Genomic DNA, 23,269 nt, shown 5'->3' on the forward strand with positions numbered 1-23,269 from the left:
GGCCCATGCAAAGGCGCATTCTCGGGCTTGCCGCAGTAGTGATCACGGTCGTCGGTGCGGCCGGATGCGGATCGTCGGACTCGGCGGACAGCGGTTCGTCGTCCTCGGGCGGAGCCAAGACCACCAAGGTCAAGGTCGGCATCATCCCCATCATCGACGTGGCCCCGCTCTATCTGGGCCAGAAGAAGGGGTTCTTCAGCAGCCGCGGCATCGAACTGGAGATGGTGGCCGCCCAGGGCGGCGCGGCGATCATCCCCGGTGTGGTGAGCGACCAGTTCCAGTTCGGCTTCAGCAACACCACGTCGCTGATGATCGCCCAGGTCAAGGGCGTACCGATCAAGTCCGTCGTCAACGGCGCGGCCTCCAACGGGAAGATCGGGGGCGATGTCACCGGGGTGGCCGTCAAGAAGGACAGCTCGATCAAGTCGGCCAAGGACCTCGCCGGGCACACGGTCGCCGTCAACACCCTGCAGAACATCGGGTCCACGACGGTGCGTGAGTCGGTGCGGCTGGCCGGCGGCGACCCGTCGAAGGTCAAGTTCGTCGAAATACCGTTCGACCAGATGCCGGCCGCACTGGACGCCGGACGGGTGGACGCCGCCTGGATGGGCGATCCCGCGATGAACGCCGCCAAGGCGCAGGGTGCCCGCGTCGTGGCCTCGCCGTTCGCCGAGACGGACCCGAAGCTCACCGTCGCGACCTACTTCACCTCCACCCAGCTCACAAAACAGAAGCCCGACCTGGTCAAGAAGTTCGCCGAGGCCATGACCGAGTCGCTGAAGTACGCCACCGACCACCCGGACGAGGCACGCCAGATCCTCACCACCTACACGAAGATCAGCGCAGACGTCCTGAACCAGCTCACACTGCCCGCCTGGCCCGCCGAGATCGACATGGCCTCGCTGGAGAAGCTGGCCTCCCTCGGCGAGACGGACGGCCTCTTCGACGGCAAGAAGCCCGACCTGACCGCCCTCTTCTCATGACCCGCCCCGCCACAAGCACCACCGTGGTGGGCGGCTCCGCCGGGACCGGCACCGGTCCCGGCGGAGCCCCCGCCCGGCGGCGGCTGCCGGACCGGGCCGTCACCCCGCTGCGCGGCCTCGCCGGGCTCGCGGGCCTGGTAGCCGTACTCGAAGCGCTCCCGCACACCGGCCTGGTGTCGGCCGACTACCTGCCACCGGCCTCGGAGACCGTCCGCGCGCTGTGGGGTCTGCTCGCCGAGCAGACCTTCTGGACCGCCCTCGGCGACACCCTCACCGGCTGGGGCCTGGGCCTGGTCATCTCCGTCGTGGCGGGCGTGGCGGCCGGACTGGTCATCGGCTCGGTGCCCGTCCTGCGCGCGGTCACCGCCTCCACCATCGAGTTCCTGCGCCCCATCCCGTCCGTCGCCCTGATCCCCGTCGCCGTCCTCCTCTACGGCGCCGACCTCAGGTCCAAACTCCTGCTCGTCGTGTACGCCGCCTTCTGGCAGGTCATCGTCCAGGTCCTGGCCGGCATCCAGGACGTCGACCCGGTCGCCGACGACACCGCCCGCAGCTACCGCCTCGGCACCTGGGGACGGCTGCGCCACGTCATGTGGCCCACCGCGCTGCCGTACGTCATGACGGGCGTCCGGCTGGCCGCCACCGTCGCGCTCATCCTCGCCGTCACCGCCGAACTCGTCATCGGCGCCCCCGGACTCGGCCAGGAGATCGCCGTCGCCCAGACCTCCGGCGCCGTACCGCGCGTCTACGCCCTCGTCCTGGTCACCGGGCTGCTCGGCGTCGCCGTCAACCTCGCGGCCAGAGCGGTCGAGCGCCGGGCCCTGCACTGGCACCAGTCCGTACGCACGGAGGTGAACGCATGACCGCCCTCACCGTCCTGCGCCGAGCCCTGCTCCTGCTGGGCCTGCCCGCCACCCTGTTCGCCGTGTGGTGGTACGCCACCGCCGACAGCACCGACTTCTACGTCCCGCCCCTGTCCGCCATCCTCGACGCCTTCGGCAAGGTCTGGACGGGAGACCGGCTCCTGTCCGACGTCGTACCGAGCCTCCTGCGCCTCACGGCCGGCTATCTCCTCGCCGTCGTCATCGGCGTGGGCCTCGGCCTGCTGGTCGGCATGCGGCGGGCCGTACGCGACGTCCTCGAACCCGTCCTCGAACTCTTCCGGGCCATCCCGCCACCCGTACTCGTACCGGTGATCATGCTGTTCGCGGGCATCGGCGACACCATGAAGGTGCTCGTCATCGTCAGCGGCTGCGTCTGGCCGATCCTCCTCAACACCGTCGAGGGCGTCCGCGCCGTCGACGAGGTGCTCAGCGACACCTGCCGGTCCTACGGCATCACCGGCACCGCCCGCCTGCGCCACCTGGTGCTGCGCGGGGCGAGCCCGCAGATCGTCACCGGTATGCGGCAGGCGCTGTCGATCGGCATCATCCTCATGGTCATCAGCGAGATGTTCGCCGCCAGCAACGGCCTGGGCTTCACCATCGTGCAGTTCCAGCGCTCGTTCGCCATCCCCGAGATGTGGAGCGGCGTCCTGCTGCTCGGCATCCTCGGCTTCCTCCTCTCCCTGCTCTTCCGGTTCGCCGAGAACCGCGCCCTGGCCTGGTACCACGGCCTGCGCCGGGCCCGGCGCACCCCCTGAAAAGGAGCCGTCGATGCTCGACGTACGCAACCTCCAGAAGATCTACACCGGCCGGAACCGCGAGGTCGAGGCCCTCAGGAACCTGACCTTCCACATCGGCGCGGGCGAACTCGTGTGCCTGGTCGGGCCGTCGGGCTGCGGCAAGACCACCCTGCTCAAGTGCATGGCGGGACTGCTCGACCCCACCAGCGGCCAAGTGCTCCTGGAGGGAAAGCCCGTCGACGGACCCCCGCCGGGCATGGCCGTCGTCTTCCAGGAGTACGGCCGCTCCCTGTTCGCCTGGATGAACGTCCGCGACAACGTCGCCCTGCCGCTGCGCCGCAAGAAGCTCGGCAAGGCACGCGAGCGGGAGTTGGTGGACCACGCACTGGAGGTGGTCGGGCTCGCCGACGCCCACGAGGCCTACCCCTGGCAGCTGTCCGGAGGCATGCAGCAGCGCGTCGCCATCGCCCGCGCGGTCGCGTACGAGCCGAAGGTGCTGCTCATGGACGAGCCCTTCGCGGCCGTCGACGCGCAGACCCGCGCCGAACTGGAGGATCTGATCCGGGAGTTGTGGCGCGAACTCGGCGTCACCGTCCTGTTCGTCACCCACGACATCGACGAGGCCGTCTATCTCGGCCAGCGCACTGTCATCCTGTCCAAGTCGCCGACCGTCGTACAGGAGGACCTCACCATCGACCTCCCCGACGAACGCGACCAGTTGCACACCCGCTCCAGCCCCCGCTTCGCCGAACTCCGCGCCCATGTCTACGAGCAGATCCAGCGGGCGAAGTACCGGAGCGGGGACACGGACGCAGGGGTGGTGGACCGGGCCCCCGAGCCCGCGAAGACACGGAGTTGATGACCACGATCGACGACATCGACAGCATCGAGGAGCAGGTCGCCCTGGTCGACGCGGCCGTCCGGCCCATCGCCGAGCGGCCGGTGGACACCAGCGATCCCGACTGGGCGGACAAGATGCGGCAGCGACCGGCCGCCATGGACGAGGCGGGCGTCCGGACGGAGGCCGAGGCAGCGCTGCGCGCCCTGATCGCCGTCTACGCACAGGGCGACGAAGTGCTCCGTGCGTCCGTGCGCGGGCTCTTCTCCCGCTACACCAACTTCCGTTGGGCCGTACACCTCCCCGTCGAACCCACCCCCGAGGGCTTCCGGTGGCGCCTGCTGCACATGTCCGCCGTCGACCAGGGCAACGACACCCGCGACGAACTGCTCGCGCTGCGGGATCTGTGCGCGGACGCCCGCACGGCCGGGATCGACCTCGGGCCGATCCTGCGCGAGGTGGCCGAACTGTCCAGCCGGGAGGACAAGTTCGGGTGGGGGTCCATGCGGGACATCCTGCTGAGAGCCGCGTAGCCCCGGCGGGCCCTACCCGGTCGGCAGTGCGACCGGCTGGCCGGTGCGCAGCGACTCGTAGGCCGCCAGCACGATCCGCAGGGTACGCAGACCCGCCTCGCCGTCGGGGGAGGGGCGCCGCCCGGTGCGTACGGCGTCGAGGAACTCGTCGAGCATCGCGGCGTCCAGATCCACCCCGCCCGCCTCCCAACGGCCGCGCCCGGTACGGGAGTCGAAGCCGCCGAGCAGCGGCGGGAAGGCGTCGAACTCCACGATCGCCTTCTCGGCGACGCAGGTCATCGCGAGCCCGCCCCACGTCGGGTGGTCCGGCGGATGACTCCAACTGGCGTCCACGGCGGTGACCAGCCCGCCGGGGTACCGGATGGTGACCAGCCCCGCCGTCTCCACCTCGGGCGTCGGACCGCCGTCGTCGAGGACGCTGTTCGCCTGCGCGTACACCTCCGCCGCCTGCTCGCCGTCCAGCAACGCGTCCACCAGGTCGGCGACATGGACGGTGTGGTCGGCCAGCGCGCCGCCGCCCGCCAGCTCCGGGTCGGCGAACCAGGCATGCGAACGGGCCGGATTCGAGCCGTTGTTGGCGCCATGGACACTGATCAGCCCGCCGAGCGAGCCCTCGGCGAAGGCCCGGCGCAGGGCGGTGAAGGCGGGGCTGAACCGTACGGGATAGGCGGTCATCAACCGCACCCCGGCATCAGCGCAGGCGTCGATCATGGCCGTCGCGTCCGCCTCCGTCGTCGCGAGGGGCTTCTCGCACAGGACGTGCGCCCCGCTCGCGGCGGCCCGTTCGACCAGGTGCCGGTGCCGGGCGTTCTCGCTGGTGACGATGACGGCGTCGGGGCGTTGGGCGAACACCTCGTCCCAGGTGTCGGCGTAGGCGACGCCGAGCCGTTCGGCGAGGGCGCGGCCACGGGTGGGGTCGCCGGGCGGGGCCTCCGGGTCGGCGGTGATCAGTTCGATGCCCTCGCGGTCCCGCAGCAGCCCGATGTAGGTCGCGGCGTGCAGATGGGCGAAGGACAGTACGGCGACTCTCACTGCTCGATTCCCTTCGTGGCGACGGTGGTTGAGCCAGTTGTTCCCGGCGCGAGTTCCACGGCCCGTCCGGTGCGCGCCGACTCGGCCGCCGCCTCGGCGATGCGGACGGCCGTCACCCCGTCCCGGCCGCTCACCCGGGGTTCGGGACCGCCCGCGAACGCCGCCGCGAACTCGCGGATCTGGGTGACGTACGGCGACTCCCCGAAGTCCCCGGCCGGGATGCCCTCCGCCGGGCCGCCGGACACGGCACCCGTGATCCGCAGATCCAGATGCGCCAGCGAGTCGTGCTGGACGGTGCCACCGGTGCCCGACACCTGGAACGTGGTACGGAACGGTGTCGCGGGCGGCCCCCACACCCCGACGACCTGGGAGATCGTGCCGCTCGCATGGGTGAGCACGGCCGTGCCGGTGGCTACCGCGCCCTCCGGTGCCGGGGCGGTGAGGTGCCCCTGCTGGGCGGCGTGGACGCGGACGACGTCGCCGAAGAGCCAGCGGGCGATGTCCATGTCGTGGATCATCTGGTCCGTCAGGATCCCGCCGGAACGCGCCGGGTCGGCGAACCAGCCGCTCCAGGTCGGGTAGCGGCCGGTGCGGGTGAACCGGGCCACGGCCACCCGGCCCAGGGCGCCCCCTGCGACGAGGTCGCGCAGCCGGGCGTACGCGGGGAAGAAACGTACGACATGCCCCGGGTACAGCCGCACCCCGGCGGCCTCCGCCGCGTCGGCCATCTCCGTCGCCTCCGTCGCGCCGAGCGCGAGGGGCTTCTCGCACAGGACGTGCGCCCCGGCCGCCACGGCGGCGAGCGTGACCTCCCGGTGGGTGTCGGTCGGGGTGCACACGTCCACCACCGCGGCCCCGTCGAGCGCCTCGCTCAGCGAGCCCACCGAGGTCGCGCCGAACTCGCGGGCCAGGGCGGGGGCCCGGTCGTCGGGCGCGTAGAGGCGTACCCGCGCGCCGAGCGCCGTCCACGCGGGCAGATGCGCGCGGGCGATGCCGCCCGCGCCGATCAGCGCGACTTCGAGTTCTGCCATGGAAATCTCCGACCTCCTGTGTGTTCGGTGTGTTCGGTCCGGGTGCGGGGTCAGCCCTTGAGGGCGCCGCTGAGCACACCGCTGATGAAGTGCCGCTGGAAGAACAGGTAGACGAGCACCACCGGGGCGATCACGATCAGCGTGGCGGCGGCGAGCAGCGGTACGTCGACGCCGAACTGCCCGGTGAAGAAGCCCAGTCCGGCCGGTGCCGTACGGCGGGACGGGTCCTGGATCAGGATGAGCGGGAGCAGGAACTGGTTCCAGCTCCACACGAAGTACAGAACACCCAGCGTCGTCACCGCCGGGCGGGAGCTGGGCAGCAGGATCCGCCAGAGCGTCGCCCACGACGAGGCACCGTCCAGCCGGGCCGCCTCGATGAGACTGCGGGGCATGGTCGCGAAGTGGGCGCGCATCCAGAACACCCCGAAGGGCATGAACGCGCCGATCTCCGCGAGCGCCAGCCCCGGCACGGTGTTCGTCAGGCCGACGGCACGCAGGTCGTAGTAGAGCGGGATGATCGTGCCCTCGGTGGGGATGGACAGGCCGAGCAGCAGATAGGCGTACAACCGCCCCCGGCCGGGCACGTCGAGCGTCGCCAGGGCGTAGCCGGCGAGCGTCGCGCACACCACCGCGGCCGGCACCACGCACACCGCGATCAGCACGCTCGACCGCAGCAGCGTGCCGAACCCCGCCGCCGACCAGGCCCGGGAGAAGTTCTCGAAGTGCAGCCCGTCCGGGAGCGCGAAGCCGGTCAGCGGGGCGCCCGCGGGCTGGAGCGCCGCCAGCAGCAGGGAGGCGAACGGCACGAGTACGGCGGCGATGAAGAGGACGAGGACTATGGGCGCCGCCAGCCGTCCCGCAACCGCTCGCGCGGGTGCGGCAGTTGAGGTCAGCGTGGTCACGGTGCCTCCCTGGACAGCCGGTTGATCACCAGGACGGCCACCGAGATGACCGCCGTCAGGACGATCGCCAGCGCGCTGGCCACCCCCACCGCGCCGCCCCCGAACGCCAGCCGGTAGATGAGGATGCCGGGCACGACCGTGCTGTTGCCCGGGCCGCCGCCGGTGGTGATGTAGATGAGGTCGAAGCTGGACAGGGCCGCGATCACGGTGATCGACAGCGCCACCGCGAACTCGGGGCGCAGCAGCGGGACGGTGATCGACCAGAACTCCCTTACCGGGCCCGCCCCGTCCATCCGGGCCGCCTCGTAGATCTCCTGGTCGATGCGCTGGGTGCCGGACAGGAACAGCACCATGCACAGGCCCGACACGACCCAGGTCCCGATCAGCCCGACGGCGGGCAGCGCCCAGGTGAAGCTGCCCAGCCAGGCGTCGGCGAGTCCGCCCAACCCGACTGCCCGCAAAGCCTGGTTGAGGATGCCGTCCTCGGCGTACACCCAGCGCCAGAGGATGCCGACCGCGACCAGCGGGATGACCTGCGGCAGGAACAGCACCGTCCGGACCAGCCCGGTGCCCCGGCGCCCGGCCCGCCGGGACACGAGCGCCGCCGCGACCAGGCCGACACAGATCGGCAGCACGGAGAAGAAGAGGATCAGCGCGCCCGCGTGCCAGGCGGCGGCGCGCAGCTGCGGATCGCTGCCGATCCGGCCGTAGTTGTCGAGGCCGACGAAGGACGGGAGCGTCACCCCGTCCCAGTCGAAGAACGAGAGGTAGGCGGTGTGCAGCAACGGCAGGACGGAGAACAGGGTGTAGGGGAGCAGGGCCGGCAGCAGGTACAGCAACGCCACGGTCCGGCGTCGGCGGCGGCCGGACCGTGCCGTACGGCGGCCCCCGCGCCCGGCGCGGTCCGGCCCGGGTTTCGTCGGGCGCGGGGCGGCGAGGGCGCGGGCGGGCTCGGCGGTCAGCCGCCGGTCGGCAGTGGTCATTTGTGGTAGTTCTCGAAGTCCGACTGTAGCCCGGCCAGGAACTTCTCCGGGGTGACCTTTCCGCCGACCAGCAGCTGGAGCTGGGTGGTGAGGGTGTCGCCCATCGTCGGGGTGGAGGAGTTCTGGATGAACGGCTGCAGCCCGGCGTCCTTGACGATCGTCTCCCAGCCCGACTGGACATCGCCCAGCAGACCCGTCTGGCTCGGCATCGCGCCCGCGTCCGGCGCCATGAAGCCCGCCTTGGCGGTGACGGCGGCGGCCCGCGCGCTCGCCGCGAAGTCGAGGAAGGCAGCGGCTGCCGCGGCGTTCTTCGACTTGCTGGACACGCAGTAGTACACCCCGGCGCCGGTGGTGCGAACCTTTCCGCCCGCCGTGACCGGCGGCATGTTGAAGTAACCCGCCCGGTCACCAAGGCCCTTGGCCACCGCAGCCGCCGCCCAGTTGCCGCTGATCCGGAAGACCCCCTCGCCCTTGGCGAACGCGGCGGTGGCGTCGTTGTCGCTGACGCCGTTGACCTTCGGCGTGACGTACCCCTTGTCCACCCAGCGCAGCAGCGTCTCGGCCGCCGTCTTCGCCTCGGGCAGCACGATGGTGGCGCTCCGATGACCGAAGGCCCACGCCTCGCGGTCCTTCGGGGTCAGATAGGCCGAGAGCAGCACGTTGAAGGGGTGGTTGAGCCCGCCGTCCAGATTCCCGGCGACCAGCGCGGTCTCACCGGCCGCCCTGGCCTTGGCGAACAGCGCCTCCAGGTCCGCGAGGGTGGCCGGGGGAGTGGTCAGGCCCAGCTCGTTCGCCTTGGCCTTGTTGTAGTAGACGCCCTCGAAGGACAGGCCCGCGCCCACCCCGTAGAGGTCGCCGGTGCCGACGGTCTTGCCGTCCGGGGTGAGGGTGATCTGGTCCAGGCCGGGGAACTTCGTCGCCCAGCCGTACGCCTTCCCGTACTCGCCGACCTTGAGCAGCAGCCGGCCGGGGACGAGGTTCTGCATGCCTGACGTGAACTGGGCGATGTCGGGGGCCGTGTCCGCCGACATGGTGGTGTTGATGCTCTTGAGATAGTCGTCCCAGCCCGTGTACTGGCGCTTGACGGTGATGTTGGGGTGCTGCTCCCGGAAGGCGTCGAGCAGACCCGGGGTCATGGTGGTGTCGTCGGCGTCCGCGACCACCAGCGTGATCTTGTCGGCCGGTACGGCGGTGGAGAAGGGGCCGGTGCTGCTCTTGTCGGACGACGAGGCGCCCGGGGTCAGCTCACTGCACGCGGTGAGCGCCACGGCACCGATCGCACCGGTGGCCGTGAGGAACGTACGTCTGGACAGGGACGACGGACTGTGGCTCATGGATCTCATGAGGTCTCCTGGGCATGACGGGACGGGGAAGCCGAGGGAGAGAAGAGGAAAGTCAGGGCACCGGGGGAGACATGCGCCCTAGTTCGATAACGCAGTTGCGTTTTATAATCAGAGTGGGTCCGGTCCGCGTCAAGCACTCACGGCTGGATTGTTATCGTCGGGACGGTCGGTGCCGGTCCCCGATGTGCCTCGATGTTCCCCGCTGTTCAGGAGGTTGATCATTGGTCCCGCAGACGTGGTGGCCGCTCGGCGGACTGCCGGAGCCGTCCGCTCCCGGGCGTGAACTCCCGGCGGTGGTGGGCGTCGGCGACCTGCGGGCCACGAACGCGGCGGCCGTTCTCGCCGCCGTCCGCACCACGGACCCGCACCCCCGGCTCGCCGCACTGGTCGAGGCGACCAGGCTCTCCCGGCCCACGGTCGAGGCGATCGTCGAGGAACTCACCGACTGCGGCCTCATCGAGGTCGCCCCGGCCGTCTCCGCCCGGGGCCAGCGCTCGCCCGGCCGCCCGGCCCGCCGGTTCCGCTTCCGCCCGCACGCGGGCTTCGTCGTCGGCGTGGACGTACGGGCCCGCTCGGTGAGCGCCTGCGTGGCCGACCTCGACGGCAGGACGGTCGCCGTCGAACGCAGGGCGGTGCGCGCCGACTTGAGCGGCTCGGCCCGCGCCCGTGCGGTAACCGCCGTAGTACAGCGCGCTGTTGACGGCTCGGGGGCCGACGCCCGCCAGGTGTGGGCCGCGACGGTGGGCACGCCCGGACTGGTGAACCGGAGCAACTCCCGTATCCGGCAGGCCGACAACCTCCGGGGCTGGGCCGAGGCGGACATCGTCACCGTCCTCGGCGACGCCCTCGGCTGCCCGGTGGCCGTGGAGAACGACGCCAACCTCGCCGCACTCGGCGAGCAGTGGCGCGGGGTCGGCGGCGCCGCCGACGAGATGGTCTTCGTCCTGCTCGGCGAACGCCTCGGCGCCGGAGTCATCACCGGCGGGCGGCTGCTGCGCGGGCACCGGGGCGCGGCAGGCGAGATCGGCTTCATCCGCTTCCCCGGCAGCACCTCGGCACAGCCCGGACTGGAACCCCTGGTCCCGGACAGCGCGGGTCGGGAGGGCACGGGCATCGTGGGCGGCGCGGCCTCCGGCGACCCGGAAGCGGTCGCGGCCATCACCTCGTACGGCCGGAGACTGGCCGCCGGGATCGCCCCGGTGCTGCTCGCGCTGGACCCGGCCCTGGTCGTGCTCGGCACCAGCCTCTTCCCCGTGCCCGGGCTGCTCCCGGCGGCGGAACTCCTCCTCGGGGCGGCCGAGGAGGAGGCGGCCAGTCTGCTCGTCGACCTGCCGCAGTGGCGGCTGTCCGCGCTGGGCGACGAGGCCGTGATCACCGGCGCGGTGCGGTTCGCCCTCTCGTCGGTCGAGGAGGTGCTCCGCACCCGGCCGACCAGCCTCGCCGCACGGGGCACGCTCGCGGAGCACTCGTAACACCTCGCACGGACGGCCTCAGCGCAGGGCGGCCTCACCCGCCCGGACGGCACGCAGGGCGCGCTCCACGTTCTGCTCGTTCTCGCCCACCGGAGCCACGTAGTCGAGGACGCCTCGCGCGGCGGCCTCGCCGAGGGTGCGGGTGATCACCCAGGTGGCGAGGTACTGCGAGGCCAGGCAGCCGCCCGCCGTGGCGATGTTCCCCTCCGCGTGGAAGGGCGCGTCGAGCACGGTGACGCCATGGGCCTCGACGAAGGGGCGGCTCGTCCGGTCCGTACAGGCGGGCATGTCACCGAGCAGACCGAGCCGGGCGAGCACCAGCGCGCCGGAGCACTGCGAACCGATCAACTGCCGTGCGGGATCGAGCGGCAGCCGGGCGATCAGCCGGTCGTCGGCGACCACCTCGCGTGCCTTCACCCCGCTGCCGATCAGCACGACCTCGGCCTCGGCCACGAACTCCATCGGCCGCTGCCCGGTCACCTCGACGCCGTTCATCGACGTGACGACCGGCGTCGGCGTCGTGATGAAGGCCTCCAGACCGTCCTTGCGGCAGCGGTTGATCAGCGCGGAGGCGATGAAACTGTCGAGTTCGTTGAACCCGTCGAAAGTGACCACGGCTACCCGCATCACAGCCCCTCTCTCCCTTCTCTCCCTGCGAGATTCGTACGGCTGTCTATTGTCCCGCGGTCTGGAAACCGTCGGCGGACCGGTCGCGGACCGCCGGTTCCGGGGCGGGCGGCGGGTCGTCGAGGAAGTCGGCGGTCGGTACGTGGAAGAGCGTGCCGGTGACCGCCGTGGAGAAGTCGAGCAGCCGGTCGTGGCTGCCCGGCGGATCGCCGATGAACATGTTCTCCAGCATCCGCTCGATGACCGACGGGGTGCTGGAGTAGCCGATGAAGTACGTGCCGAACTCCCCGCGCCCGGGCGCCCCGAAGGGCATGTTGCTGCGCAGGATCTCGCGTTCCGTGCCGTCCGGGTCGGTGATCGAGGTGAGCGCGACGTGCGAGTCGGCGGGCTTGACGTCGTCGGGCAGCTCGATGTCGGAGAGCTTGTGGCGGCCGACCGCGCGCTCCTGAGCCTCGACCGGGAGCGCGTTCCACGACGGCAGGTCGTGCAGGTACTTCTGCACGATGACATAGCTGCCGCCGGTGAAGTCCGGGTCCTGGTCCGGATCGGCGTCGCCGATGACGACGGCGGTGTTCGCGGCGGGCCCGGTGGGGTTCTCGGTGCCGTCGACGAAGCCGAGCAGATCGCGTTCGTCGAAGTACTTGAACCCCGCCACCTCGTCGCGGACGGTGACCGCGCCGCGCAGCCGGTCCATCAGCTGCGTGGCCAGCTCGAAGCAGAGGTCCGGCTGCCGGGCCTTGAGGTGGAAGAGCAGGTCGCCCGGGGTGGCCGGCGCGGTGTGCGCGGCGCCGACGACCTCCCGGAAGGGGTGCAGTTCGGCGGGCCTGGGGCCGGTGAACAGCCGGTCCCAGGCGTCGGAACCGATACCGGCGACGCAGGTCAGCTCGCCCTCCGGGCTGCGGAACCCGACGGCCCGCACCAGACCGGAGAGGTCGGTCAGCAGTTCCCGTACGACCGGTTCGCCGCCGGGGTCGACGGTCACGACCAGGAAGACGGCGGAGTTGGTGAGCGGGCTCAGTACCGACTGCGGGACGGGTTGCGGCTCGGGCACGGACATTCCCCAATCCTTCGGCGAACAGGGCGAGCGGACCCGATCAGCCTCTCACCGGAGACCGCTCCCTCGCGCTGTCATCGATGATCCGCTCCCTGGCCGGTGGACGCCTGGGGGCGCGAAGCGGACCTCCGCACCGGCCGGGTGGCGCGTGCCGGAGCACATCGTTCCCGCGGTGATACTTGGCGGACGTTCAAGATTCGGGGGCCGTGGTGACCTGGTCGATGATGCTCGCCGGGCTGACCGCCGGTCTGTTGATCGCGGCGGTGACCGCACCGGTGGGGGTCTCGGGCGCGGTGTTCCTGCTGCCGGTCCAGTTGAGCGTGTTCGGTGTCCCCAGCCCCGCGGTCACGCCCACGAACCTGTTGTTCAACGTCGTGGCCGGACCTGGTGCCCTGCTCCGCTACCGCCGCGAGGGCACGCTGTACGGTCCGCTGACCCGCCGACTGGTGGCGGGCACCCTGCCGGGCGTGGTCATCGGCGCCGTGGTGCGGGTCTTCGCGGTTCCCGGGGCGGGGATCTTCCGCCTGCTGGTCGCCTGTCTGCTGCTGCCGCTCGGCCTGTGGCTCATCGCGCGTACGTTGCGGAAGCCCGCCCGGCAGCTCCCGGCAGCGCCGCCCTCGCCTCGCACCGTCACCGGTCTGGCGCTGGTCGTGGGAATCGTCGGCGGGATCTACGGCATCGGCGGCGGCTCCATCGTCGGACCGATCCTGGTCGGCCGCGGCATGCCCGTCACCCAGGTCGCGCCGGCCGCCCTGGCCTCGACCTTCGCGACCTCCTCGGTGGGTGCGGCGGCCTTCGCCCTGCTCTCCCTCACCGGCTCCGGAGACATCGCGCCGGACTGGTACCTGGGCCTGGCCTGCGGCCTCGGCGGGCTGGTGGGCGGTTACCTCGGCGCGCACCTCCAACCTCGGCTGCCCGAGACGGCGTTGCGCCTGATGCTCGGCACCCTGGCCGCCGCCCTGGGCGTTCTGTACGCCGTCCAGTCACTGCGCTGACAGACCCGTCCCGGTGACGGTCTCGCCGCACGCCTCCGTCTCGGCGAGGTGACCGGCACCAGCGGGTGCTGACATCATTCGCACCCGATGCCGTCGTGAGACACCTGAGACACGAGGGGCCTCTGATGTCCGACAAGCCCTCCGTGCTGTTCGTCTGTGTCCAGGTCGGCATCGACATCTCCGCCGAGGTCCCGAAGACGCTCACCGTGGACGCGGTCAAGGAGTCGGACGTCTGCGTCACCATGGGCTGCGGCGACACCTGCCCCGTCTTCCCCGGCAAGCGCTACCTCGACTGGACCCTGGACGACCCGGCGGGCCGCACCGTCGACGACGTCCGCCCCATCCGCGACGACATCGAGCGCCGCGTCCGCGGCCTTCTCGACGACCTCGGAGTCCCGGCCCGGCACTGACCACGCGAGACGAACGGCGGCCGGACACGCGCAGCCGCACCCGCACCGGGAACTGGTCCGAGCGGCGCCCCGCACGGATGATGTCCGACATGCGCATCCGTATCGACGCCGTCGACCTTCCCGGCCGCACCTGCCCACCCGGAGCGTTCCCCGGCGACGACGCCTCGGCCTACCGAGACATCCACGTCGCCGTGCAACGCCGGGACCGTCCGGCCGAACTCCTCGGCCTCAAGCCCGGCGACGCCGCCACGGCGACCTGGACCCTGGAGTGCACCACGGCGGCCTCACCCGACGGCACCGACGTCAAGGGCCCCTACGTGCAGGGCCGTCCCGGAGGCCGGTTCATCTACCTCTCCTGGGGCAGCGTCGACGGCTCCGGCACCTTCACGATGTTCCGCCGCGCCAAGCTGATGCTCGACGCCGTGCCCGCCGACGTACTCGACGCCGCCGCGTCCACCGGTCTGCTCGTGGGCCGCCTCGGACTGACCGACGCACGCGGCGGACCCCTGTGCGCACGGGTCGTACCGCCGCGCATCACCTGGACCGCCGAACCCGCCAGCCCCGTTTAACCTGCTGAATCTCCATGAATTGGCATGCCGGTTCGAAAAGCCTTGAGCAGCGCGGCAAGTACCCTTCTCCAAGGCAGCACTGCACTCCGCGCATTCGATTTGCCTCACAGGTAACTCGGCGCCCCTGCAACGGCACTTGGCGTGAGAACTACGTAACTCCGCTTTATTCCGGATGACGCCGTTCGGTAATTCACGCTGGCTGAAGTGGTCGTCAGAAGCAGCGGCGAGGTGACCGAACCTCGGCGCCTCGCATGGAGGATTTCATGCCTGAGCTGTATTTCCATGTGCGCTGGCCCGACGGAGAGACCCAGCGCTGCTATTCGCCCTCCACGGTAATCGAGCACTACCTCACCCCCGGCGGAGTCTACGAACTCGGCGACTTCCTGGAGCGCAGCCGGACAGCGCTCGGAATCGCGAGCGACCGGGTGCGCGAGAAGTACGGATTCGCCTGCACCGGCGCCTCCGACCAGTTGGCGCAGCTTGAGCTGACCGCCGCCGCGTACGCATCCCTCGACGGGGCCGAGGTCGCCGTCGAGGCACTGAGCAACGCCGACGGGAGCGTCCGGTGAGCGCGCCCGGGCTCGCCGGGGCCCACTACCCCGTGGCGGTCGTCGGCGGCGGCCAGGCCGGTCTGTCGGTCAGCTACTGCCTGCGCGAGCGCGGTATCGAGCACGTCGTCGTCGAGCGGAACCGGGTCGGCCACGAGTGGCGTGAGCGCCGCTGGGACTCCTTCTGTCTGGTCACGCCCAACTGGCAGTGCAAACTGCCCGGTTACCCCTACCAGGGCGACGACCCCGACGGCTTCATGGTCCGCGACGAGATCATCCGGTATCTGGAGGGGTACGTCGCCTTCTTCCGACCCCCGCTGATCGAGGGCGTCTCCGTCACCGGACTGCGCCGAGGCGTCGGCGGTGTCTTCGAACTGTCCACCAGCGAGGGCGAGTTCACCGCCGACCAGGTCGTCGTGGCCGCCGGGCCCTACCACACCCCGTCCGTCCCGAGGATGGCCGAACGGCTGCCCGCGGGCGTCGAGCAGCTCCACTCCTCCCGCTACCGCAACCCCGGCCAACTCCCCGAGGGCGCAGTCCTGGTGGTCGGCACCGGACAGTCCGGCTGCCAGATCGCCGAGGACCTCCACCTCGCCGGCCGCCAGGTCCATCTGGCCGTCGGCAGCGCACCCCGCGTCGCCCGCTTCTACCGGGGCCGGGACTGTGTCGCCTGGCTCGACGACATGGGCCACTACGGCAGGGGCATCGACGAGTTCGACGACGCGGGCGCCGTCCGGATGCGGGTCAACCACTACGTCACCGGTCGCGACGGCGGCCGTGACATCGACCTGCGTGCCTTCGCCCGCGACGGAATGCGGCTGCACGGGCGGCTCACGGGCATCACCGGCACCGGCACCGGCGATGCCGACGGTTTCGACCGTACGCGCCTGGAGTTCGCCGACGATCTCAAGGTCAACCTCGACCGGGCGGACGCCGTCGCCGAGGGCATCAAGGACGGCATCGACGCCCACATCACCGCACAGGGGATCGACGCCCCCGAGGAGCCTCGCTACGTACCCGTGTGGGAGCCCTCCGAACAGGCGTCCTCCCTGGACCTGGCGGCGGCCGGCATCACCTCCGTCGTCTGGTCCACCGGGTTCACCCGCGACCACCGCTGGGTCGAGATACCCGCGTTCGACGGCCGCGGCTACCCCATGCACTGGCGGGGCGCGACCAGCACCCCCGGCCTGTACTTCCTCGGCCTGCCCTGGCAGTACTCCTGGGGCTCCGGACGCTTCGAAGCGGTGGGCAGGGACGCCGAGTTCCTCGCCAACCACATCGACGTCTCGCGCCGGATGGCCGACGTCTGCGGCACCCTCACCGGCGCCCCCAGCGAACTCGCCTCCGCACTCCCCATCGGCTGAAGGAGGCACCCAGCCCATGGTCTTCGACGCACACCGCCACATCGGTGTCCTGCCCGCCTACCCCTTCTACGGCGGACCGCCCGTCAACCCCGACACCACCGCCCGCGCCACCGTCAAGCAGCTCATCACCGACCTCGACGCCGAGGGCACCGAACGCGCCCTGGTCATCCCCAACTACGGCGTCCCCGACCCCGATCTCGCCTTCTCCTTCAACGAGTTGGCGATCGAGGCCGCCCAGACCGACGACCGCATCCGGGCCGGCCTCTGGGTCTCCCCACGCCCCGAGGACGAACACCGCACCGCACGCGCCCTCGCCCTGGCGGGCGAACGGGGCGTGAAGGCCCTGAAGTTGAGCTTCCTGCTCGGCGGACGCCCGACCGACCCGGCCTGCCGCCCGATGCTGGACCGCATCTTCCAGGTGGCCGAGCAGAACAACCTGGTCGTCCACGTCCACACCTCGCCCGGTGCCGCCTCCGACATCGACGAGGTCGGCCACCTCGTCGACTGGTACGCGGACCAGGTCCCCGTCCATCTCGTGCACTTCGGCGGCGGGATGAGCGGCCACATCAAGCTCGTCGGCTCCCGGTTCTTCGACTGGATCACCGCCGGCAAGCGCGTCTACACCGACCTCTCCTGGGCCATCGGCTTCACACCCCGCTGGCTGGCCCAGGAGATCGAGCGCCGCGGCATCGGCCACGACCGGGTGCTCTTCGCCAGCGACCAGCCGTGGGGCGACTTCACGGGCGAGTACGCCCGCCTCGCCGAAGCGACCGGCGGCGGCGAACTCGGCGAACTCGTCTTCCGGGACACGTTCGCCGCGCTCTACGACTGACCCCACCCACCCTCGACACCCAACGCCTACCGGGAGACAGCCATGTCCGAAACCGTCGTCACCGCCGAACTCTCCGACGTCGAGCAGAAGTCCCTCGACGAGATCCCGCACCCCTCGCTCCCCGAGGGCACCAGCATCTACGGCTCCACCAAGGTCTTCCCCGACTACCAGGCCGAGGACGGCGAGACCTACTTCACCCTCGTCCACGGCATCGCCCACGAGTCCTCGGTCTCCTTCGTCGCCGTCCTCCAGGCGACCCGCGCCCTGCGCAAGGGCTTCGAGACCGCCATCTACTTCTACGGCCCGGGCTCCCTCAACTGCCTTGCCACCCGCGGCTTCCCGACCGTCGGCAACTCCGCCTTCCCCGGCGAGCACAACATCAACAACCAGCTCAAGACGTTCATCGCCGAGGGCGGCAAGGTCTTCTGCTGCCGCTTCGGACTGTCCCTGCACGGCGCCCGCGAGGAGGACCTCATCGAGGGCGTCATCCCCACCCACCCCCTGGACGTCCAGGACGCGCTGATCCACTACGCCCGCAAGGGCGCCATCATCAACTCCACCTACCAGCTGTAAGGGGCGGGCCGTGAGCGTTGGCACCAACACAGCGGTGGACGTGCGGATCATGACCCGGGCCGAACTCGCCCTGCGCGGAGTGGCGTTGGACGCGCCCGTGCGACGGCCGGACGGCGCGGGACCCAGCGACGACGGGCACGTCCTTGTCGACGGTGCCAACGCCGCGCTGCCCACCAACCCCGACAGCCCCTACTCCGTACGCGACGGCAAGGTCTGGCTCGGCGACGAGACCGGCCGGCTCACGGACACGGGCCTGACCCTGACCGCCGTACACCGCCCCAGGTTCTACGACCTGACAACGGCCGACGGCACCCGCTACGAGCGGATCGCCCGCCTCCACGGCTCGGACGTCCTGGCCACCACCGTCGTCCAGACCTGCATCCGCTACGCGGAGTCCGACCGCTGCCGCTTCTGCACCATCGAGGAGTCGCTGCGCTCGGGCGCCACGGTCGCCGCCAAGACGCCCGCCCAGCTCGCCGAAGTCGCGGAAGCGGCGGTGCGGTTGGACGGCGTCAGGCAGATGGTGATGACCACCGGCACGACGACCGGCCCGGACCGGGGCGCCCGCAACCTCGTACGGTCGGTGAGGGCGGTACTGGAAGCCGTACCGGGCCTGCCGATCCAGGTGCAGTGCGAGCCGCCCGGAGACCTGGTGTGGATACGGGAGTTGCACGACGCCGGAGCCACCGCCATCGGCATCCATGTCGAATCGCTGGACGACGAGGTGCGCCGCCGCTGGATGCCCGGCAAGTCCACGGTCCCCATGGCGGACTACGAGGCCGCGTGGGACGAGGCGGTCCGGGTCTTCGGACCCAACCGGGTCTCCACCTACCTTCTCGTCGGCCTCGGCGAGGACCCCGACGAACTCGTCGCGGGCGCGGGGGAGTTGATCGACCGGGGCGTGTACCCCTTCGTCGTCCCCTTCCGCCCGATGGGCGGCACCCTCGCCGCCCGCGACGGGATCACCGCCCCGAGCGCCGAGTCGCTGCGCCACGTCACCGAGGGCGTCGCCGCGAAACTGCGCGCCGCCGGGATGAGCGGCGCCGACCAGAAGGCCGGCTGCGCCGCCTGCGGGGCGTGCAGTGTCCTGCGGACCGCGGGCGGGTGAGGGCCGTGTACCTCGACGGTTCCGTCGTCGTGCCGGCCGGGGACGGGCCGCAGGACATCCTCGCCCTGCTGGGCGACCGCAGCACACTCGCCCGGCTGCTGCCCGCCTTCCGCGTCGAGCAGGCGGCCGGCACGGCGGACCTGGCCGCCTACCGGCGCCTCCGCCGCGACGTCTTCGTCCACGAGCAGGGGCTCTTCGCCCACCACGACCTGGACGACCGCGACAGCGACCCCCGGACCGTCGTCCTGGTCGCACGGGACCCGGAGGGCACGGTGGTCGGCGGAGTACGGCTCGGCCCGGTCGCCGACGGCCCCGACATCGGCTGGTGGGCGGGCGGCCGACTGGTAGTCGCCCGCGGCGCCCGAGGCCCGCACGGCATCGGCGCGGCCCTGGTCCGCGCGGCCTGCGCACGAGCGGAGACGGAGGGCGCCCTGCGCTTCGACGCGACCGTCCAGCTTCGCAACGAGGTCCTCTTCCGACGGCTCGGCTGGCACCGGGTACGAACGACAACGGTCGCGACCACACCACACGTACTGATGCGCTGGCCGATCACCCGCATAACGAACCTCGCAACAACCACCAAGTCCCCCCTAGGACACCTCCTGACGCTCCTAGCCTCCGGCCCAGCCAGGGGCGCGGGGAACTGCGCGACCAGCCCCCACGGACCTGCAGCGAACGAACGGCCCGGCGACCCCGGCTGCCCCTGCGCCGAGTCGCCGAAGCCGGACGCGCACCCCACCAGGGGCGCGGGGAACTGCGCGACCAGCCCCCACGGGCCCGCAGTGAACGAACTGCCGTGCGGCCCCCGCATCCCCTTCGCCCTCGGCGCCCCCCGCTTCGTGGGCGACGACGGAGCCCCAGTCCCAGGCACCGACCTCATCGCCGCCTGCGACGCCATCGTCCCCTCCATGGTCGAGCGCGACCCCGACTGGGCAGGCTGGTGCGCCGTCCTCGTCAACGTCAACGACCTTGCGGCGATGGGCGCTTCACCGGTCGGCCTCCTCGACGCCGTAGGCGCGAAAGACGTCGCCCACGCCCGACAGATCCTCACCGGACTCGCCCGCGCCGCACACGCGTACGGCGTCCCCGTGCTCGGCGGGCACACCCAACTCGGCGTCCCCGCCGCCCTGTCGGTGACCGCCCTCGGCCGCACCGCACACCCCGTCCCGGGCGGCGGCGGACGCCCAGGACACGCCGTACGGCTCACCGCAGACCTCGGCGGCGACTGGCGTACGGGCTACCGGGGCCGCCAATGGGACTCGTCGACTCACCGCCGTACGGACGAACTGCGCGCCATGACCGGCGCGGTGGCCGCCGCACGGCCCGCCGCCGCGAAGGACGTGTCGATGGCCGGTATCGCCGGCACCCTCGGCATGCTCGCCGAGGCGAGCGGCTGCGGGGCCGTGCTCGACGTCGCCGCCGTGCCCCGGCCGGGGACCGCGACCACCGGCGACTGGCTGACCTGCTTTCCCGGCTTCGCCATGCTCACCACCGACGAACCCGGCGCCCCACCGCTCCCCGCCGGGCCCGCGACGGGCGCCGTCTGCGGGGAGTTGACGGACGGACAAGGCGTCGGGCTGCGCTGGCCCGACGGAGAGATCACCGAAGCGGTCGCCTCCACGGTGACCGGGATGGGGACCGCATGACCACCCTGCGTATGGCGGCCGTGGCCGCCGAGTTCGGCCGCGACCTCGAAGAGGACTTCGCGACCGCCGAGCGGCTGATCAAGGAGGCCAGGGAGGAAGGCGTACGTCTGCTCGCCCTCCCGGAGGCCTGCCTCGGCGGCTATCTGCTCAGCCTCGACGACGCCGACGCCCTGGACGAGGGCCCGCCCGCGCTCGCCCTCGACGGTCCCGAGATCGCCCGACTGGCAGCCCTGGCCGGGGAGATGACCGTCGTCGCGGGCTACTGCGAAGCCGCCGGAGACACCCGCTACAACAGCGTCGTCTGCGTCAACGGCGACGGTGTCCTCGGCAACCACCGCAAGGTGCATCAGCCGCTCAGCGAGGACGCCAGCTACGCCTCCGGGGACCGGTTCCACGCCTTCGACACCCCGGTCGGCCGGATCGGCATGATGATCTGCTACGACAAGGCATTCCCGGAGTCGGCCCGTGCGCTCGCCCTCGACGGCGCCGAGATCGGTGTCGTCGTCTCCGCCTGGCCGGGCGCACGGACCAACGCCGTCACCGATCTCGTCAACGACCGCTGGAAGCGGCGTTTCGACCTGTTCGACCGGGTCCGCGCCCTGGAGAACCAGATCGTGTGGATCTCCGCCAACCAGGCGGGTACCTTCGGGTCGCTACGCTTCGTCGGCAGTGCCAAGATCGTCGACCCCGGTGGTGAGATCCTCGCCGACACCGGTGTCGAAGCCGGTCTGGCGGTCGCCGAACTCGACGTCGCCCAGGCCCTGGAGACCGCCCGGCGTTCCATGGGGCATCTGCGCGACCGGCGCCCGGAAACCTACACATACGCAGGAGCAGTCACCGCATGAGCAGCATCCGGATCGCAGCCGCCGCCGCCCACTTCGGCCGCGACCTGGAGTTCGACCTCGCCCGCATCGCGAAGATCGTCGACGACGCACGGGCGGCCGGCGCCGGACTGCTCGTCCTGCCCGACGCCGCCCTCGGCGGCTACCTCGCCGACCTGCGCCACCCCGACCCCGCCGCGCTGCCCCCGGCCCTCAAGCCCGACGACCCGCTGATCCTCCAAGTCGCCCGCCTGGCCGCCGAGATGGTGGTCTGCGTCGGCTACTGCGAGGACGGCGGCACCGAGCGCTACAACGCCGCCGTGTGCGTCAGCGGCGACGGTGTCCTCGGCCGCCACCGGAAGGTCCACCTCCCGGCCGGTGAGGTCGCCGCGTACGCGCCCGGCGACCGCTTCGACGCCTTCGACACCCCGGTCGGGCGGATCGGGATGCTGATCGACTACGACAAGACGTTCCCCGAGTCGGCCCGTACCCTGGCCCTGGACGGCGCCGAGATCCTCGCCTGCCTGTCCGCCTGGCCGACCAGCATCACCAACCGCGCCCCGCGCATGGCCCAGGACCGCCAGGCCAAGCTCTTCGACCTGTACGACCAGGCCCGCGCCGCCGAGAACCAGGTCGTCCTCGCCTCCTCCAACCAGACCGGCGCCCTGGGTGGCATGCGCTTCCTCGGCCAGTCCAAGGTCGTCGGCCCGGGCGGCGACATCCTCGCCCGCACCTGGGCCAAGGCGGGCCTCGCGGTCGCCGAGCTGGACGTCGCCGCCGAGATCGACCGCGCCCGCCGCGTCCTGCGCCACCTGGACGAGCGCAGGCCCGCCGCCTACCGGGAGACCCCGTCATGACCACGCTGCGGATCGCCCTGCTCAGCTACTCGACCCGGCCGCGTGGCGGCGTCGTCCACACCCTCGCCCTCGCCGAGGCACTGGCCGCCACCGGACAGGACGTCACGGTGTGGTCCCTGGGCAGGGGCGGCGACGCCACCTTCTTCCGACCCGTGGACCCGGCCGTACGCGTCCGGATCGTGCCCTTCCCGGACGGGCCCGAGGACGAGACGGTCGGCGAACGCGTCCTGCGCTCCATCACGACCCTCGGCGCGGCCTTCGATCCCGCCCCCTACGACATCGTCCACGCCCAGGACTGCATCAGCGCCAACGCGGCGGGAGGCCGCTGCGTCCGCACCGTCCACCACATCGACCACTTCACCACCCCCGAACTGGCCGCCTGTCACGAACGCGCGATCATCGAGCCGCACGCGCACGTGTGCGTCTCCCGCGCCGTCGCCGACGAACTCGCCCAGGGCTGGGGACTCAAGGCCGAGGTGATCCCCAACGGGGTGGCGTACGAGCGGTTCGCGACCACCGATCCGGCGGCGCGGGCCGCCTGGCGCGCACGGCTGGGCCGGTACGTCCTGACCGTCGGCGGCATCGAACCCCGCAAGGGCTCCCTCGACCTCCTGGAGGCGTACGCCCTGCTGCGCGCCGAACACCCGGACGTGCGGTTGGTCGTCGCGGGCGGGGAGACCCTCTTCGACTACCGCGACTACCGGACCCGCTGGGAGGCACGGGCGGCGGAACTCGGCGTCGAACCCGTCGTCCTCGGCCCGGTCCCCGACGACGCCCTCCCGGCGCTCGTCGCAGCCGCCGGGGCGTTCGCCTTCCCCTCCCTCAAGGAGGGCTTCGGCCTCGCCGCGATGGAGGCGCTGGCCGCCGGAGTCCCCCTGGTCGTCCGCGACCTCCCCGTCCTGCGCGAGGTCTTCGGCCCCGCCGCCCGCTTCGGCGCCACCCCTGAAGACCTCGCCGCCGAACTGTCCCTCGCCCTCACCCGGCCCGACGCGGCCGGACAGGCCGAGGGCCGCCGACTGGCCGCCGCCCACACCTGGGACACGGCCGCCCGGCGCCACCTGGACTTCTACCGCTCGCTCGACCGACCGGCCGACGCCAGGGCCTCGTAGTACCGGAGCAGGAGG

General features: G+C 71.6%; 25 protein-coding genes. 18 read left to right on the forward strand and 7 right to left on the reverse strand.

Annotated elements, in window-relative coordinates; translation table 11 throughout:
* Positions 1-5 precede the first annotated feature (5 nt).
* Genes CW359_RS07470 through CW359_RS07490 form a run of 5 tightly spaced genes read left to right on the forward strand, consistent with a single transcriptional unit; the run spans position 6 to position 3,978 of the window.
* Positions 6-983, forward strand: coding sequence for an ABC transporter substrate-binding protein (locus CW359_RS07470; RefSeq protein WP_105968985.1), 978 nt, complete (start codon positions 6-8; stop codon positions 981-983).
* Complete coding sequence (locus CW359_RS07475; RefSeq protein WP_232838272.1) at positions 980-1,846, forward strand: ABC transporter permease; 867 nt, start codon at positions 980-982, stop codon at positions 1,844-1,846. Before CW359_RS07470 ends, CW359_RS07475 begins: the two co-directional genes overlap by 4 nt.
* Positions 1,843-2,625 carry an ABC transporter permease gene (locus CW359_RS07480; RefSeq protein ID WP_105968986.1) on the forward strand — a complete coding sequence of 261 codons (783 nt, stop codon included), beginning with the start codon at positions 1,843-1,845 and terminating at the stop codon, positions 2,623-2,625. The genes CW359_RS07475 and CW359_RS07480 overlap by 4 nt, the downstream gene beginning before the upstream one ends.
* Before the next feature lie 13 nt (positions 2,626-2,638).
* Positions 2,639-3,466 carry an ABC transporter ATP-binding protein gene (locus CW359_RS07485; RefSeq protein WP_105968987.1) on the forward strand — a complete coding sequence of 276 codons (828 nt, stop codon included), beginning with the start codon at positions 2,639-2,641 and terminating at the stop codon, positions 3,464-3,466.
* Positions 3,466-3,978: a hypothetical protein gene (locus CW359_RS07490; RefSeq protein ID WP_105968988.1), complete on the forward strand. Its 513-nt coding sequence runs from the start codon at positions 3,466-3,468 to the stop codon at positions 3,976-3,978. The genes CW359_RS07485 and CW359_RS07490 overlap by 1 nt, the downstream gene beginning before the upstream one ends.
* Positions 3,979-3,990: 12 nt before the next feature.
* Here the strand turns inward: CW359_RS07490 and CW359_RS07495 are convergent, their stop codons facing one another.
* The 5 genes from CW359_RS07495 to CW359_RS07515 are packed head-to-tail and all read right to left on the reverse strand — an operon-like array spanning position 3,991 to position 9,269.
* Entirely contained in the window at positions 3,991-5,010 is a 1,020-nt protein-coding gene (locus tag CW359_RS07495; protein WP_105968989.1) for a Gfo/Idh/MocA family protein, read from the reverse strand.
* Entirely contained in the window at positions 5,007-6,041 is a 1,035-nt protein-coding gene (locus CW359_RS07500; protein WP_105968990.1) for a Gfo/Idh/MocA family protein, read from the reverse strand. Before CW359_RS07500 ends, CW359_RS07495 begins: the two co-directional genes overlap by 4 nt.
* 50 nt (positions 6,042-6,091) lie before the next feature.
* Positions 6,092-6,943 (reverse strand): carbohydrate ABC transporter permease, encoded by an 852-nt coding sequence (locus CW359_RS07505; protein WP_232838273.1) that lies wholly within the window; start codon positions 6,941-6,943, stop codon positions 6,092-6,094.
* Positions 6,940-7,926: a carbohydrate ABC transporter permease gene (locus CW359_RS07510; protein WP_105968991.1), complete on the reverse strand. Its 987-nt coding sequence runs from the start codon at positions 7,924-7,926 to the stop codon at positions 6,940-6,942. The genes CW359_RS07505 and CW359_RS07510 overlap by 4 nt, the downstream gene beginning before the upstream one ends.
* Entirely contained in the window at positions 7,923-9,269 is a 1,347-nt protein-coding gene (locus tag CW359_RS07515) for an ABC transporter substrate-binding protein (protein WP_105968992.1), read from the reverse strand. Before CW359_RS07515 ends, CW359_RS07510 begins: the two co-directional genes overlap by 4 nt.
* A gap of 221 nt (positions 9,270-9,490) precedes the next feature.
* Here CW359_RS07515 and CW359_RS07520 point away from each other — a divergent pair, with 221 nt between their 5' ends.
* Positions 9,491-10,741, forward strand: coding sequence for an ROK family protein (locus CW359_RS07520; RefSeq protein WP_105968993.1), 1,251 nt, complete (start codon positions 9,491-9,493; stop codon positions 10,739-10,741).
* Between the two features lie 18 nt (positions 10,742-10,759).
* Here the strand turns inward: CW359_RS07520 and CW359_RS07525 are convergent, their stop codons facing one another.
* Positions 10,760-11,368 carry a type 1 glutamine amidotransferase family protein gene (locus CW359_RS07525; protein WP_105968994.1) on the reverse strand — a complete coding sequence of 203 codons (609 nt, stop codon included), beginning with the start codon at positions 11,366-11,368 and terminating at the stop codon, positions 10,760-10,762.
* A gap of 46 nt (positions 11,369-11,414) precedes the next feature.
* Positions 11,415-12,425: a Dyp-type peroxidase gene (locus tag CW359_RS07530; protein WP_105968995.1), complete on the reverse strand. Its 1,011-nt coding sequence runs from the start codon at positions 12,423-12,425 to the stop codon at positions 11,415-11,417.
* A gap of 206 nt (positions 12,426-12,631) precedes the next feature.
* Here CW359_RS07530 and CW359_RS07535 point away from each other — a divergent pair, with 206 nt between their 5' ends.
* The 12 genes from CW359_RS07535 to CW359_RS07595 all read left to right on the forward strand — a co-directional run bounded on the left by CW359_RS07535 (position 12,632) and on the right by CW359_RS07595 (position 23,254).
* The gene (locus CW359_RS07535) at positions 12,632-13,417 is read left to right on the forward strand and encodes a TSUP family transporter (protein ID WP_105969246.1); all 786 of its coding nucleotides are present in this window, start codon (positions 12,632-12,634) and stop codon (positions 13,415-13,417) included.
* Between the two features lie 65 nt (positions 13,418-13,482).
* A complete protein-coding gene (locus CW359_RS07540; protein ID WP_408647461.1) occupies positions 13,483-13,827 on the forward strand; it encodes an arsenate reductase/protein-tyrosine-phosphatase family protein in 345 nt (114 codons plus the stop codon).
* A gap of 89 nt (positions 13,828-13,916) precedes the next feature.
* Complete coding sequence (locus CW359_RS07545) at positions 13,917-14,396, forward strand: DUF5990 family protein (RefSeq protein WP_105969247.1); 480 nt, start codon at positions 13,917-13,919, stop codon at positions 14,394-14,396.
* A 263-nt stretch (positions 14,397-14,659) separates the two neighbouring features.
* Entirely contained in the window at positions 14,660-14,965 is a 306-nt protein-coding gene (locus CW359_RS07550; RefSeq protein ID WP_105968997.1) for an MSMEG_0570 family nitrogen starvation response protein, read from the forward strand.
* On the forward strand, positions 14,962-16,308 hold the full coding sequence (locus CW359_RS07555; RefSeq protein ID WP_105968998.1) for an MSMEG_0569 family flavin-dependent oxidoreductase: 1,347 nt from the start codon (positions 14,962-14,964) through the stop codon (positions 16,306-16,308). Before CW359_RS07550 ends, CW359_RS07555 begins: the two co-directional genes overlap by 4 nt.
* 16 nt (positions 16,309-16,324) lie before the next feature.
* Entirely contained in the window at positions 16,325-17,140 is an 816-nt protein-coding gene (locus CW359_RS07560; protein ID WP_105968999.1) for an amidohydrolase family protein, read from the forward strand.
* A 42-nt stretch (positions 17,141-17,182) separates the two neighbouring features.
* A complete protein-coding gene (locus CW359_RS07565) occupies positions 17,183-17,713 on the forward strand; it encodes an MSMEG_0572/Sll0783 family nitrogen starvation response protein (RefSeq protein WP_105969000.1) in 531 nt (176 codons plus the stop codon).
* A gap of 10 nt (positions 17,714-17,723) precedes the next feature.
* Positions 17,724-18,821, forward strand: coding sequence for an MSMEG_0568 family radical SAM protein (locus CW359_RS07570; protein ID WP_232838274.1), 1,098 nt, complete (start codon positions 17,724-17,726; stop codon positions 18,819-18,821).
* Positions 18,822-18,826: 5 nt separating this feature from the next.
* Positions 18,827-20,467 (forward strand): MSMEG_0567/sll0787 family protein, encoded by a 1,641-nt coding sequence (locus CW359_RS46315; RefSeq protein WP_232838308.1) that lies wholly within the window; start codon positions 18,827-18,829, stop codon positions 20,465-20,467.
* Positions 20,464-21,312, forward strand: coding sequence for a carbon-nitrogen hydrolase family protein (locus CW359_RS07585; protein WP_105969001.1), 849 nt, complete (start codon positions 20,464-20,466; stop codon positions 21,310-21,312). The genes CW359_RS46315 and CW359_RS07585 overlap by 4 nt, the downstream gene beginning before the upstream one ends.
* Entirely contained in the window at positions 21,309-22,145 is an 837-nt protein-coding gene (locus CW359_RS07590) for a carbon-nitrogen hydrolase family protein (protein WP_105969002.1), read from the forward strand. The genes CW359_RS07585 and CW359_RS07590 overlap by 4 nt, the downstream gene beginning before the upstream one ends.
* Entirely contained in the window at positions 22,142-23,254 is a 1,113-nt protein-coding gene (locus CW359_RS07595) for an MSMEG_0565 family glycosyltransferase (RefSeq protein ID WP_232838275.1), read from the forward strand. Before CW359_RS07590 ends, CW359_RS07595 begins: the two co-directional genes overlap by 4 nt.
* Positions 23,255-23,269: the final 15 nt, after the last annotated feature.

This window comes from Streptomyces geranii (assembly GCF_002954775.1).
Taxonomy (GTDB): Bacteria; Actinomycetota; Actinomycetes; order Streptomycetales; family Streptomycetaceae; genus Streptomyces; species Streptomyces geranii.